This window comes from Collinsella sp. wc0583 (assembly GCF_046116915.1).
In the GTDB taxonomy this organism is placed as follows: Bacteria; Actinomycetota; Coriobacteriia; order Coriobacteriales; family Coriobacteriaceae; genus Collinsella.
In genome coordinates, this window is the sequence record NZ_JBJXBN010000001.1 from 321,761 (window position 1) to 336,155 (window position 14,395).

13 protein-coding genes are annotated in these 14,395 nt (G+C 54.9%); all 13 read left to right on the plus strand.

Going from position 1 to position 14,395, the window contains the following annotated elements; translation table 11 throughout:
- Entirely contained in the window at positions 1-1,104 is a 1,104-nt protein-coding gene (locus ACKUUJ_RS01390) for a glycosyltransferase family 4 protein (protein WP_035138271.1), read from the plus strand.
- The gene (locus tag ACKUUJ_RS01395) at positions 1,104-2,387 is read left to right on the plus strand and encodes a glycosyltransferase family 4 protein (protein WP_409064409.1); all 1,284 of its coding nucleotides are present in this window, start codon (positions 1,104-1,106) and stop codon (positions 2,385-2,387) included. Before ACKUUJ_RS01390 ends, ACKUUJ_RS01395 begins: the two co-directional genes overlap by 1 nt.
- Positions 2,388-2,390: 3 nt before the next feature.
- Positions 2,391-3,527, plus strand: a complete 1,137-nt coding sequence (locus tag ACKUUJ_RS01400; RefSeq protein WP_035138273.1) for a radical SAM protein — start codon at positions 2,391-2,393, stop codon at positions 3,525-3,527.
- A gap of 72 nt (positions 3,528-3,599) precedes the next feature.
- The gene (locus ACKUUJ_RS01405; RefSeq protein WP_197032254.1) at positions 3,600-4,703 is read left to right on the plus strand and encodes a polysaccharide pyruvyl transferase family protein; all 1,104 of its coding nucleotides are present in this window, start codon (positions 3,600-3,602) and stop codon (positions 4,701-4,703) included.
- Between the two features lie 58 nt (positions 4,704-4,761).
- Complete coding sequence (locus tag ACKUUJ_RS01410) at positions 4,762-5,835, plus strand: Coenzyme F420 hydrogenase/dehydrogenase, beta subunit C-terminal domain (protein ID WP_229028264.1); 1,074 nt, start codon at positions 4,762-4,764, stop codon at positions 5,833-5,835.
- A gap of 46 nt (positions 5,836-5,881) precedes the next feature.
- A complete protein-coding gene (locus tag ACKUUJ_RS01415) occupies positions 5,882-6,820 on the plus strand; it encodes a glycosyltransferase (protein ID WP_409064410.1) in 939 nt (312 codons plus the stop codon).
- A gap of 1 nt (position 6,821) precedes the next feature.
- Positions 6,822-8,099 (plus strand): hypothetical protein, encoded by a 1,278-nt coding sequence (locus ACKUUJ_RS01420; protein WP_055287332.1) that lies wholly within the window; start codon positions 6,822-6,824, stop codon positions 8,097-8,099.
- A 94-nt stretch (positions 8,100-8,193) separates the two neighbouring features.
- Positions 8,194-9,468: a hypothetical protein gene (locus ACKUUJ_RS01425; protein WP_250787146.1), complete on the plus strand. Its 1,275-nt coding sequence runs from the start codon at positions 8,194-8,196 to the stop codon at positions 9,466-9,468.
- A 2-nt stretch (positions 9,469-9,470) separates the two neighbouring features.
- On the plus strand, positions 9,471-10,544 hold the full coding sequence (locus ACKUUJ_RS01430) for a polysaccharide pyruvyl transferase family protein (RefSeq protein ID WP_373118635.1): 1,074 nt from the start codon (positions 9,471-9,473) through the stop codon (positions 10,542-10,544).
- On the plus strand, positions 10,537-12,042 hold the full coding sequence (locus ACKUUJ_RS01435; RefSeq protein WP_052044164.1) for a lipopolysaccharide biosynthesis protein: 1,506 nt from the start codon (positions 10,537-10,539) through the stop codon (positions 12,040-12,042). Before ACKUUJ_RS01430 ends, ACKUUJ_RS01435 begins: the two co-directional genes overlap by 8 nt.
- A gap of 8 nt (positions 12,043-12,050) precedes the next feature.
- On the plus strand, positions 12,051-13,268 hold the full coding sequence (locus tag ACKUUJ_RS01440; protein WP_409064411.1) for a Coenzyme F420 hydrogenase/dehydrogenase, beta subunit C-terminal domain: 1,218 nt from the start codon (positions 12,051-12,053) through the stop codon (positions 13,266-13,268).
- Positions 13,269-13,469 (plus strand): hypothetical protein, encoded by a 201-nt coding sequence (locus ACKUUJ_RS01445; RefSeq protein ID WP_055287323.1) that lies wholly within the window; start codon positions 13,269-13,271, stop codon positions 13,467-13,469.
- Between the two features lie 24 nt (positions 13,470-13,493).
- Entirely contained in the window at positions 13,494-14,222 is a 729-nt protein-coding gene (locus ACKUUJ_RS01450) for an acyltransferase family protein (RefSeq protein ID WP_369796804.1), read from the plus strand.
- The last annotated feature ends 173 nt before the right edge of the window (positions 14,223-14,395 follow it).

Sequence of the window (14,395 nt, forward strand, 5' to 3'; positions counted from 1 at the left end):
ATGCGCATCGCCATGATAGGCCAAAAGAGAACGGGTTCGCGCGAGGGCGGCGTAGAAGTGGTGGTAGGCGAGCTTGCTCGCCGTATGGCAGACCTTGGTCACCAAGTAACCTGCTACGACCGTATGGGCGAAGGAGCTCCTTCCGAGCCCTACGAGAAGGATGGCTACCGCATCGTTCCCGTAAAGGCTCTGGACATCAAGGGGCTCTCTGCGCTCACGAGCAGCTTTGCCGCAACAAGGGCCGCCATCAAAGACGGGGCAGACGTAATTCACTATCACGCAGAGGGGCCGTGTGTCCCCCTTCGTTTTGCGCGTTCCGCGGACATCAGGACCGTGGCAACGATCCACGGCCTGGACTGGCAGCGTGCAAAATGGGGCGGCTTGGCTTCCAAGTACATCAAGTTCGGCGAGGCGACGGCGGCCAAGTGCGCGGATGCGCTCATCGTGCTTTCCCGGGGCAATCAGGAGTACTTCAAGGAGGCTTACGGCCGCGAGGCTACGCTCATTCCCAACGGCATCACTCCCGAGGCGGATCTTCCCGCGAAGGAGATCTCCGAGCGCTTGGGGCTCACCCAGGGCTCCTATGTCCTCTACCTCGGTCGCATTGTGCCCGAGAAGCGACCGGAACTGTTGGTGGAGGCGTACAAGCAGGTAAAGACGGATAAGCGCCTGGTTATCGCGGGCGACTCCTCCGATACGGACGACTACGCCGTGGCGCTCAAAGAGGCTGCCGCGTCCGACCCCCGCGCGCTCTTTACCGGCCACGTTGAGGGCAACCTGCTCTCCGAGCTGTACTCCAACGCGTATTGCTACGCGCTCCCCTCCGACGTTGAGGGCCTGCCCATGAGCTTGCTGGAGGCCATGTCTCACGGTGCGGCATGCGTTACCTCGGATATTCCCGAGTGCGCGGATGTTCTGCAGGGTTGCGGGCTCACGTTCCCACACGGAGACGCGGGGGCGCTGCGCGACGTGCTTGAAGGCCTGATAGCGGATTCTGCCCAAGCGGAGAGGCTGGGCGCCATGGCACGTGACCGCGCGATTAATGGCTATGACTGGAACAGCGTCGTCCAAAGGACGCTTGCTTTGTATGAGGGTGTTGCGTAATGAAGATCCTTCTTGTAAATAAGTTTCATTGGCGCAAGGGTGGAAGCGAGACGTACTACTTTGCTCTTGCCGATGGTCTTCGCGCTCTTGGGCATGAAGTTGCCTTCTTCAGCATGGAGGATGAGCGTAATGAGCCGACTGAGTGGTCGCGTTACTTTGTAACGAATCGCGACTATAACGGACCGAGCTCTATTGTCGATAAGGCGAAGGCCGTGCAGGCACTTGTGTATTCCAAAGAGGCGCGCGAGAAGTTCGATGCGCTGTGCCGTGAATTCCAGCCCGATGTAATCCATCTCAATCTCACTCATAGGCAGATTACGTTTTCCATCTTGGACGCTCCTTGGCTAAAGCAGCATCCAACGCCGGTTGTGTATACCTCGCACGACTTGATTCTCGCTTGCCCGAGCTATCTTATGCTTGATTCCGAGGGCAACGTTTGCGATTCGTGTCTCGGGGGTCATTTTGGCAATTGCCTTAAGAAGAAGTGCGTAAAGGGTTCGATCGCAAAAAGCGCGTTAGCGGTGGCTGAGGCGGAGTGGCTTAAACGGCACAAAACCTATTCACGTCTCGATCGCATCATCTGCCCGAGTGAGTTCATGCGGAACAAGTTTATTGAAGCGGGGCTTCCCGAGCGTCAGCTTGTCCTCATGCGGAATTTCCTGAATCCCGATTCGATGTCACGGGAAGTTGCCAACCAAAATAATGAAGATCCCTACATGCTGTATCTGGGACGCCTTTCTCGCGAGAAAGGCGTGTTAACGCTCGTGCATGCTTTTGAGAAGGCGGCACCGGTGATCCCTGATTGGCGTCTTGTTATTGCAGGCGATGGCCCTGAATGTGATGCTGTGAAGGTCAAAGTTTCCGCAATGCTAAACGAAATAAGCTCGAGGATTGAGCTGGTTGGATATAAAACCGGTGACGCCCTGCGCGGACTTGTGAATCGAGCCACTCTGGCGGCTGCGCCGTCAGAGTGGCTCGAGAACGCGCCATATGCGGTTCTCGAGGCACTCGCCGCGGGCAAGCCCGTTATCGGTACGAACATGGGCGGAATACCCGAGCTGGTACGTGAGGGTGAAACGGGCTTCCTGGCTGAAGCCCACGATGAGGCAGGACTCGCAGATGCAATCCGTAGGGGTGCGGCGGTGGCCGCCGATCCTGCGGCTTACGCCGCGATGAGCGCGCATTGCCGTTCATTCGTGGCAGAGAACTGTAATCAAGAGGAATACATCCGGAATCTCGTCTCCCTGTATCAAGAACTAATTGACCGGAAGGTGGTGGCCTAACCCATGGCCGAGAAGAAACTCAACGGAACCGTAATCGTAACGTACCGCTGCAACGCGCGCTGCACCATGTGCAACCGCTACAAGGCTCCCAGCCGTCCGGAGGAGGAGCTCTCCCTCGACGTGATCAAGAAGCTCCCGCGCATGTACTTCACCAACATCACCGGTGGCGAGCCCTTCATCAGGACCGACCTTGCGGATATCGTGCGCGAGCTGTACAAGAAGTCCGACCGCATCGTCATCTCCACCAACGGCTTCTTCACCGACCGCATCATCGCCCTTGCCGAGGAATTCCCCCAGGTGGGAATCCGCATCTCCATCGAGGGTCTGCAGCAGACCAACGATGAGATCCGCGGTCTCCAGAACGGCTTCAACCGCGGCTACGAGACGCTCAAGAAGCTCGTGGAAATGAAGCACCCGGACGTGGGCTTTGGCATGACGGTGCAGGATCGCAACGCTGCGGACTTGGTGCCGCTGTACAAGCTTTCCGACGAGCTCGGCATGGAGTTCGCCACCGCCAGCCTGCACAACAGCTTCTACTTTGTCGAGGCGAAGAACATCATCAAGGACCGTCCCATGGTGGCCCAGAACTTCGAGGACCTGGTAAACGAGCTCCTCAAGTCCAACGAGCCCAAGAAGTGGTTCCGCGCGTACTTCAACATGGGCCTCATCAACTACATCTATGGGCAGAAGCGCCTGCTCCCGTGCGATATGGCGTTCGACACGTTCTTCATCGACCCCTACGGCGACGTCATGCCCTGCAACGGCACCAAGGAGAAGCTCGTTATGGGCAACCTTAACGACGAGTCTTGGGATGAGCTGTGGGAGAGCGCCCAGGCCGAGAAAGTGCGCGGCTGCGTGCGCCACTGCGACCGCAACTGCTGGATGATCGGCTCCGTGTCTCCTGCCATGCACAAGTACATCTGGAAACCCGCGTCGTGGGTGCTGGCGCACAAGCTCAAGCCCGGCAAGAAGTTCGACATGCACGAGCTCCCCATCGTGCGCGACTACGAGTCGGGCAAGGTGACGAAGGAGGAGCTGGACGCTCTTTCCACCTGCGACATGCACGCCGCGATCAACGACGGCCTTTCCGACGCAAGCCGAGCCGACGCGCACGTGTACGAGACTGAGGAGGCGCTGTAGTGCAGCCGGGTGGAAAAATCGAATGCAAAAATTCAGAAATAGCGGTTGCTCGATATCAATCGGAGGAAACACGTGAAAGTATCCTGCATAACCAGGCACGCAATCTCTAATTATGGCTCCCTGCTCCAGGCATATGCGACACAACGAGCGGTAGAGAGCTTGGGGCATGAGTTCGAGATTATGGACTATGTACCTGCTTGTGAGGACGTATCCCAGCAGGTGAGGACGCTTCTTTCGACAAAGCCGTCCTGGAACGGGAACCCGTTGAAGAAGTCTGTCTACAGACTTCTGATGGAGCCTGAGACAAGGGTGGCGGGCAAGCGGTTTGCGCGTGAGCGTTCCCAGCTGCTTAAGATGAGCCCTCACTATGCATCCCTGGAGGAGCTGAAGGCTAATCCGCCCAAGGCCGATGTCTATATGACTGGAAGCGATCAGGTGTGGGGTCCCATCAGCTCGGGCGCATACGACCTGTCATACGCGCTTGAGTTTGCTCCCGAGGGCGCAAGGCGCATCTCATATGCGGCAAGCTTTGGTAAGAAGAATATGCCGGATAGCGTGCGCCCCAGGTTTCTCGAGGACCTTCGAGCATATGAGGCCGTGTTCGTACGCGAGGATGCCGCGCGCGAGCAGCTTGCCTCGTGGGGCATAGAGGCCGGACAGGTTGTCGATCCCACGCTGCTGCTTGATGGCGAGGCGTGGAGAAGGATGGCGGCACCTGCCCCGAAGGGCGAATACATCCTCGTCTACCAGATTCACAGCGACCCGACGGTGGGGCAGTACGCCGTGAAGGTTGCCAAAAAGCTTGGCTTGCCCCTGATACGGATCTCCGCAAGCCTGCACCAGGCCTCACGCGAGGGCAAGTTCAAGTGGCTGCCGACGCTTGCTGAGTTTCTCTCGTATGTCGACAACGCAGCATGCCTAGTCACGGACTCGTTCCACGGTACGGCTTTTGCCATAAATCTCAATACGCCGCTGGTAGAAGTGCTGCCCAAGAACGGAACCTCGAGCAGGAACGTGAGTATTCTGCGACTCACGGACCTCACGGACAGAGTGCTTCAGAATCTAGATGATGTCGAGTTAGCATCCAAGCAGATTGACTTTGGTCGGGTCAACGACGTGATGGGTGCGGAGAGGGAGAAGTCCCTAGCGCAGCTCAAGAGCATGATTGAGGAGTAGGGCATTGTCAAACGTTGGCACTAGGACGGTATGCAAGAAGGATATGTGCGCTGGCTGTATGGCCTGCGTCGATTCATGCCGACATGGAGCGATTGCCATTGAGGATACGATTGAGGCGTATAACGCCCGTATTGATCCTACAAGGTGCGTGGGATGTGGACTGTGCGAGAAAACGTGTCCCCAGATGGTATCCCCATCTTCGTTGCGTCCTCTCGAGTGGCTACAGGGGTGGGCGAAAGATACATCGCTCAGAATGTCATCTTCGTCCGGGGGTCTGGCTACGGCCATCTCGGAGGCGTTTGTGGCGTCAAATGGATTAGTGTGTTCATGTGCACAGGAGGGCGGTGAGTTCCGGTTCCACCTCACTTCTGATGCGGATTACTTGAGGAGGGCCCAAGGCTCCAAATACGTCAAAAGCAATCCGCTTGGTGCGTACCGCGAGGTTAGGGAGGCCCTGCAAGGTGGTCAAAGGGTTCTCTTTATCGGTCTTCCTTGTCAGGTTGCTGCGATGCGTAACTTCGTTGGAAGCCGTTTAGCCGATTCCCTTTACACCATCGACCTTATCTGTCATGGTTCACCGTCCCCCAAGGTCCTGAGCCGATTCTTGGAAGAGACAGGTAACAACCTGTCTAATGAGCTGATACTGGACTTTCGAAAGAAAGTCCAGTATCAGCTCCGCTATCGCGGAGCTGAAACTGTGGGTAGGACGGGTGTCCGCGATCGCTACTCGATTGCTTTCCTCTCGGGTTTACCGTATACGGAAGGCTGCTACTCCTGCCGCTACGCCAAGGGTGATCGTGTCTCCGATATTACGCTTGGCGATTCATGGGGTAGCGAGCTTTCTGATGAGGTCGCGAACGGGATATCCCTCGCACTTGTGCAGACAGACAAGGGTCGAGAACTGTTAGAAATGACGGACCTTGAGCTTTTGCCGGTTGATCCTGGTCTAGCTGTGGCCAACAATGAACAGCTTCAACGTCCTTCGACGAAGCCTATAGAAAGAAATACCTTTATGGACGGCTTTCGTAACGGGGTACGGGTTAACCGACTCGTTCTCAGGGCGAGGCCAAAAGACTGCGCCAAGTACTTGGTCAAGGATATACTGCTTGCACTGGGTTTGCTCAGGGGTTAACACATCGAGAGCGTTTGCTTTAGGCATTAATGATAAGGTAATCCATATGTTGAGTAATTCCAAGGTGCCAAAGTGCGTCGTATTAATGGCGTCATACAACGGCATCCCATTTATTTCAGAACAAATTGACAGCATTCTCTCGCAGGCTGAAGTTGACGTACGTCTTTTTGTCCGTGATGACGGGTCATCTGATGGTACTCGTGATCTTCTGCAGCGCTATGCAGATGAGGGCAGTCTGACTTTGTTAACAGGAGAAAACCTAGGACCTGCTTTAGGGTTTTTGACGTTGTTGCGGAATGCTCCCGAAGCTGATTACTATGCGTTTTCCGACCAAGATGATATTTGGGATAGCGATAAACTGATAACTGCGATTAAACAGCTTAAGAAGCAGGAGAATTTGGCTCTTTATCATTGCAATTCAAGACTTGTAGATTCAGCTGGTAATGAGATGGGCCGGTTAACCTATGGGCAACAAAGGTGCATATCTTATCGAGATAACGACCCTCTCAACCAGCTTTGCATTGGGTCACCTATGGGATGTACGCAAGTATTTGATAGGCGTATTTGGGAAGTTGTTTGCTTGCATGAGCTGCCCCATCCCGTCATCATGCATGATAAGCTGATAGCTAATCTATGCGTGCTGCTGGGTTATCGGATTGTTTTCGATGCTTCTCCTCATATGGGATATCGCCAGCATGGTCGTAATGTGGTCGGTGTGAGTACTGATTTACCATCTAAAGTGATTGAGAAAATCAATAGTTTTTGTCATCCGCGAGAGATTACTCTTGCAAAGCAAGTTACTGGACTTCTTTCAACTTATTCCGACTGCATTCTTCCTCCAGAGCGTGCTCTTGGAGAGTTGGTATCGAAAATGGACGCTTCTTTCATGGCTAGGTGCAGGGTTTCTTTCTCTTCGAGGCTGAATTTCGGCAGTCTACAAGAGAGCCTTTTCAATAGATCTCTCCTCTTGTTTGGGAAGCGATGATATGAGTAAAAGCATCCCCAAACCGCACAATAGTGGGTACGTCCTAGCGCTTGCCTTTTGCGACTATCTCAAGGACAAGACCGGCACCCCAAAGGCTATTATGGCGAGTCAGCAGGCCATGGCGTCGCACGGCATAAGTTACGTCTATCTCCACTCGGTTAAGAAGACCCTGTTCAGGGACGACCAGATGCTATTTTGCGAATTCGGGGTTACGGTCGACGGGGTGGAGGCTGGTGTTTTCAGTATTGCCCAGGTGTGCGAGGCCCTTTGCAGCTGGCAAAAAAGCGGCTTCAGCCTTCTTGAGCTTCATATCCACCACCTTCTGTACGTGAGCCTTGAGAAAGTCTCCGAACTGCTAAAAGTTACAGGCAAAACACCGGTCAGGGCCTTTCTCCACGACTATTACCTGTGTTGTACAAGCTATAACCTCCAAAATAGGAGCGGCTTTTGTGACAGCTCAAGGCTCGGCGACGCTCCCTGCGAGAAATGCCCCCACTTCAGTAACAGCCTTCGTGTGGAGTCGAAGATCCAAGGGCTGTTTGACTCCATCAAAAATCTCCGTTTTGTTGCACCTTCGACCTATACGAAGAATCGGTTTCTCTCATTCAGGCCCCAATACGAGGGCCTTGTTGATGTAATACCGCACCAAAAGCTGCTTGGAGAGTATCTGGGCAACAGACGTCCTCTGAACGCAGGGGAGCGCATCAGGGTTGCCTTTCTGGGGATGCCGAGGAAGACAAAGGGCTGGGAGACCTGGCTTCGCCTCGTATCTGCGGTCGATGAACAAGAGTACGAGTTCTTCGTCTTCAACAGCTCGAACGATATGTATCCAGGGATGAACAAGCGGTTTGTCGAATTTGATGAGAAGCACCCAAATGCCATGACCGACTCTCTCAGGGAGTGCGAGATTGCCATCGTTGTCATGTGGCCATCTTGTCCAGAGACCTATAGCTACACCTGTATGGAATCTTACTCCGCAAACGCTTATACGATTTCGAGTGCATGTGCAGGCAATGTCGCCGACTTTGTCGTTGAGCATGGGTCCGGTTTGGTGCTGAATAACGAGGAGGAGCTAATCGGGCTGTTTAGGGATAAGAGCCGGCTTATCAGGGAGGTCAATCGTTTCAGGAGCGGAAAGCCTGGTCCGCTCGATCTTGTCGATTCAGATGAGATCGTAGACCTGCTTCCATGCTCCTCGGTAGGTCTCAACACGGGAGTTCACATGCACACGAGGCTGATTGAACGTGTGCTGCTGGAGGTACTCAATGCAAGATCATAGGCATGCGAGGCTCGTTATAAATAAAGCGGAGGAGCGGGCTGGTCGAAGAGGTCGTTGGTATCTCCCTAATAAGCAAGGTGTTCTAACCGTTTGCATGGGTGACCTGGCGGATGCGACGATCGTTATAGGTATCTTGGCGCAGGTTTTCTTCCTTGAGTACTATGGTCTGGGGCGATACCTCAACTGGGTAATTACCGGCATGATTTGCGTGAGGGCGCTCTTCTCCGGATGGAAATATAGCGGTAGAGCGCTACTACTTGGGCTGATTACCGTTGCAGGGTGGCTGTCTGGTGCCCTCTTGGGTGGCAATATGGAAACGTTTAGGGCGAATATTTTGCTGCTCCTCTACCCGTTTGTCTATACGCTTTACTTCTTTCTTTTGGTCACTAACAAGAGGGATTTTCTTCTTGGACTCTTTGATGCAGGTTTTCCGGTCTTCAACGCCATATTGCTTCTCAATATGGCGATCATGTTTATCCAGTACTCTACCCATGGGATGATCGCTGCGACAACGAACGACATCAGTTACTTCGAGGACAATATCTCCGGCCTGTTCTCTTATGCGTCCGTCCATGCGGTGGCCCTTTACACTTCATTCGTCGTGCTCTACAACTTCGTCTGGATTAGGAGGCTTCGGGGTCCTCTCTGGCCATCCCTTGCCATCGCTTACAACGTCTGCCTTATCGTCCTGTCCTTCTATCTTGCGACACTCAACGATAATAAGGCGCTCTTCATAATCCTTCCTCTCGTTTTAGTGATGTTCTGGCTTATTTCAGTCATGAAGGGAGAAGCGGATGTTTCGGGTCCCTTCTTTTGGCTTGTCGCCTTGTATTTTATCCTGACAATTGCATACGCCTTGGTGCCTGCGTTCCAGATCCTCGTGGATACGCAAGTGTTTGGTCTGTTCGATATGGTTGGCAGTTCAGCTTCCGTCGGTACTGCTGCCGACGGCAGTAACGAGAGGATTGCTATCATCGGCTTCGCTCTCTTGAGACCGGCTACATGGAGTCTCGGAGAGGGTCTTGGAGCCTCAAGCTTCTACGCGTCCGGGTTCATGTCGTTTAACCACTTTGGTCAAGCGGATATGGGGTCTTTCTTGATTCTCATGGGGGTTTGGGAGACGGCAGCGTATGTAGCGTTTTTCCACTCCGTGGTTAGTGAGTTTATGGAGCAGGAAAAAGGATCTAATGGCCGGATTGTTCGTTTGCTCCTTTTGCTAACAATTCTTATTACCTTTCTGTATACGCAGTGCTTTACAAGGGTGAACTGCTGCTTGTGCCTACTGCTGCTCTGTGGAGCGCTGGCTTGGTCGTGGAATTCCTCGGCTGCAGACTATTTGATTATTGATAGAGACGAAGAACAGGTTTGAACATGAAAATAGGCATTTCCACATTTACGCATGGGGACAACTATGGGCAGAGGCTCCAGAACCTTGCTGTCCAAGAAACTCTCAAACTCTCGGGTGCAGATGTCCTTACGTTCAGACAGAAGGACTCGAGATCTGCCAAATACAAGCTCAAGTCTTTGGCTTCGCTCATTCCAAAGGGGCTTGCCGTTGCCCACATCCAGAGGCATCGTTCGTTTGAGGATTTCAATTCCCGTAACATTTCCTTTAGCCGGGAGGTTATATCTGATTCCAACCCTCCACGTGACATTAAATCCTATGACTTTTTCGTTGCTGGGAGCGACCAAGTTTGGTCTCCGTATTCCCCTGACGCTAACTCCACTATGTTTCTCACGTTTTCGCCAAGAGAAAAGCGCATTGCTTTTTCGCCAAGCTTGGCAGCTCCGACGATTCCCGAGGAGAAGCGTGAGCTGTTCCACGGCTATTTCGACGGGTTTGATAGGCTGTCCGTTCGTGAGCAGAAGAGCGCCGAGCTTATAAACAGTCTGTACGGCTTAAAGGCCGAGGTGTTGATTGACCCAACACTGATGTTTGACGGCTCCTGGTGGGAAAGGTATGAAAAAGAGCCGCACTGCGGGCTTCCAAATGATTATGTATTGACGTACTTCCTCGGGAGTGCAGCTTACGAAGAGAGGGTTGCCGAAATCTGTGATTCACTTAGCTGCAAGAGGGTCGATTTACTAGGGGATGCGCGCTACTACGCCCTCGGGCCTTCAGAGTTCCTCTATGCCGTCCGTCACGCAAAGCTTGTAGCGACAGATTCATATCACGGATCAATTTTCTCGATCTTGTTCGGGAAGCCGCTGATTTATTGCCCTCGTGAGTCCACTGGTCCAGACATGAGCAGCCGATTCGACACGCTAGCCAGCGAGCTGGGTGTTTCTTTCGTTGAGCGGTCAATTCTTTCCGTATGTAATTCGGAACTGCTCGAGAGTGACTATTCAAAGGCGTATGACAGGTTGCCAGCTCAGAGGAAGATCGTTGTTGAATTCCTCGATAGATGTGGATTGAGCATTCCCTCGGAGGCCGCCCGTGGCTAGCCAGCGTAAGGCGGGCGCCCTCCTCGGCTACGCCAACATCCTCGCAAAGAACCTCGTCAACCTCGTCTACACGCCGATGCTACTGTCCTACGTGGGGCAGGCGGACTACGGCGTCTTCCAGAGCTCGAACTCCTTTGTCTTCTCGCTGACGCTCCTGTCCTTCGGCTTCTCCGAGGCCTACGTGCGCTTCTACACGCAGACGGTGGCGCACGGCGGCGAGCGCGACATCCGGCACCTGAACGGCATGTACCTCACGCTTTACGTCGCCGTCACAGCCGCGGCGGTCGCCCTCGGCATGGGCTTCTCCGCAAACGCCGGCGCGGTGTTCTCGGCCGGGTTCACCGAGGCGCAGGTCTCGCTCGCCCGGGAGCTGCTCGCCATCATGACGCTCAACGTCGCCTCGACGTTGTTCACCGTCGTGTTCAATTCCTACATCACGGCGCACGAGCGCTTCGTCTACCAGCAGACCAGGCAGCTCGTCACCACGCTTGCGACGCCGCTGTGCGCCTGGGCCCTGCTGGCCGCCGGTATGGGGCCCGTGGGCGTTGCCCTAGCACAGCTCGCGGTGAACCTCGTCCTGCTTGCCCTCAACGCGCGCTACGCCATCGTCGTGCTGGGCATGCGCTTCGAGCTCAGGGGTGCCGACTGGGGCGTCATGCGCGGCATCGCCGCCTTCAGTGCCTGGATCTTCGGTAACCAGGTCTGCGAGATGGTCAATCAGAGCGTGCCCAACATCATGCTGGGGGCCATCTCGGGCGCGACTGCGGTATCTCTGTTCGCGGTGGCCGTGAACATCCGCCAGGTCTTCTACTCGCTCTCCACCACGATGTCGAACGTCTTCATTCCGAAGGTCAACCGCATCGTCGCCACCTCGGACGACAACGCCGAGCTCACTCGCCTTATGACGCGCGTGGGCCGCTACCAGATGGTACTGTTTTGCTGGGTGTACGGAGGTTTCGCTATTCTCGGGAAGTTTTTCGTGACGAGGTGGGCGGGCCCGGGCTTCGCCGAGGCCTACTGGCTCGTGCTCGCCATGACGCTACCCGTCATGGTGCCCCTCTGTCAGAACGTCGGCATCGAGATCCAGAGGGCCAAGAACATGCACCACGCCAGGAGTCTCGTCTACCTTGCGATGGCGGTCGGGAACGTTGCCTTCACCGCCGCGGCCGCCCCGGCGCTGGGGCCGTGGGCCCCCGCGATCGCCTATGTCGTCAGCATCGTGCTCGGCAACGGACTGTGGATGAACTGGTACTACCAGAAGCGGGTCGGTCTCGACATGCTCTTTTTCTGGAAGCGGAACCTGCCGGTGCTGCTCGCCTGGGCTGCCGTCACCGTCGCCTGCCTCGCTGGCACGGCGGTCCTGCCCGTCAACGGATGGCCCGCGTTCCTCGAGTGGGGCGCCGTTTACAGCGCGCTTTTCGCCATAGCCCTTTGGCTCGCCGTCCTAACGAAGGACGAACGTATCGCGGTCGTCTCTCGTCTCCCGTTCCTTAGATAGGGTCCATCATGAATGATTCCGAGAAATCCCCGAGGGTCGTCTCGCTTGGCGACCGTTGCTGCGGCTGCGGCGCGTGCGCTGCCCGCTGCCCCAAGTCAAGCATCTCCATGGAACCCGATGATTGTGGCTTCCTACACCCCACCGTCGACGCCTCCGGGTGCGTAGGCTGCGGGGCGTGCGACGCCGTATGCCCGGCGCTCAACGCCCCTGGGGAGGACGGGTGCGAGTTCGCCCTCTGGGCGAAGGCTCATGACGTCGGCTTGCTCGATAGATCGTCGTCGGGCGGCGTGTTCGGTCTACTCGCCGGTGACGCTCTCTCGCGCGGCGGTGTTGTGGCGGGCGCCGCGTGGACGGACGGTTGCCGCGAGCTTCGTCACGTGCTCGTGGAGGACAGGCCGGCGCTCGGCGCCGTTATGCGCTCGAAATACGTTCAGAGCGCGGTTGGCCGCGGCGTCTTCGAGGGCGTCCGCACTGCCCTGCGTGAAGGCAGGCCGGCGCTCTTTGCCGGTACTGCATGCCAGGTGGCTGGCATGCGCTCATACCTGGGGAAACTCGCCGACTCTGACCTCTTCCTCGGCGTCGACGTCATCTGCCACGGTGTTCCGTCTCCAGAGCTCTGGTCGCGCTGGGTCGACTACCGTGGTGAGGCCTTCGGGTCGGACGTCTGCGACGTCAATATGCGGAGTAAGACAACCGGATGGTTGTCTTACTCCGCTATGTACAAGCACATAGCGGAGAAAGACAACACCGGGGACACCGAGTCCCAGATATTCGGCAAAGACTGGTACATGAAAGCGTTTCTGGCCAATGCGAGCCTTCGTTCGTCCTGTCTGGCATGTCCAGCAAAGCGCTCCAGCGGCGCCGATATCACGCTCGGTGATTTCTGGGGGTTCCAGAATACCCATCCCGAGGTCGACAACTCCAAGGGCGTATCTGCCGTCCTATGCAATACCGAGAAGGGCGTGCGGGCATTCGAGGCTATTTCTGGGCTTACTGCAAACGGTCCGGCGACGCTTGATGGGGTAATCGCGGGCAACCCTAGCCTCGTCCATTCTGTCACGCCTTATCCAAAGCGCGACGAGTTCTTGAACGACGTGTCTGCCGGGCTTTCCATCCCAGATCTCATGGACAAGTGGGATTTCCGTCCCACTCTCTGGCAGCGTGTCCGCGGCAAGCTTGGTGGTATTAAACGACGACTAAAGAGACTCGTTGGAAGGAGAGCCTAGATGGCCAAGGATCGCTACCTTCAAGCTCTTCGTGGGCTTGCGATTTCCGCAGTGGTGCTTATCCACTGTCTTCCTCAATGTGCCGCGTCGGTCGCCATTCGCCCATTCCTCAACTTTTCTGTTGCGTTGTTCTTGTTTTTATCCGGTGTTCTTACCGACGAGCGCAAATTTAATGCGGGGGGGTCTTCGACGCCGCATTAGCAAGGTTGCCGGACCTTATGCGTTCTGGAGCGTTATCTATCTTGCGGCGTTTCCCGCCCTTCATGGGCGTCTGGGTTTCTGGCGTTCGCCGTGGGCTCCGTATCGGCTCAGATGTACTATCTATTGGTCTATTCACAGCTTGTGCTGCTTACTCCGGTACTGTTCAGGCTCCTTTCACGGTATAGGTTCTTTGTCTATTGTGTGACACCGGCTTGCTTGCTTCTAAGGGAGCTCGCTGCCGTTGCCGGTATCGCATTGCCTCTAATACAGGTTTTCTGCCCCATGTGGCTCATCTTTTATGTTTTCGGTCTCGACTGGAGGCGTTGGGCTGCGCTCATTGAAGGACGAACCACTCAGCTTGTTGCAGTGCTCTTTATATTTTTAATAATTCAGGAGGTCGCAGGCTTCTGGTGGTATTTGACTGGCGATTTCAATATGGCCACAACTCAGCTTAAGCTCGGTTCTGCCGCGACCTCTTTAGCTGTGATCGCGCTTCTTATGGCGGTTCCGGGATCATTCAAGTCGCGATTATCTTCTACTTTGCTTGTTGACCTTGGGAACGCCTCTTTTGGAATCTACCTCTGCCATATACTTGTTCTCAAGGCCGTTTGGAAACTGCTTGGATTATTCGTCATTCCACTTGGTGTTTCGACATTTGCTGTTTGGGCGCTAACTCTTGCCGGATCTTATTCGCTTGTATCACTTTGCGGTCGTTATTTGCCCGAACGAATTCACATCATTGTGGGATTATAAATTGATTTTCGATACTGGCGCTTTTCATAGCGTTGAAGCAAAGTGAGTCCATTACCAACATTTGGCACGCGATCATCGGTGAAGATACCGGACTTCCTGTTTTCGAACGAGAAGATGACTTTTTACTCAAAATGGCTGATTGGATTAACCAACCTGAAATAACCGGAATCAAT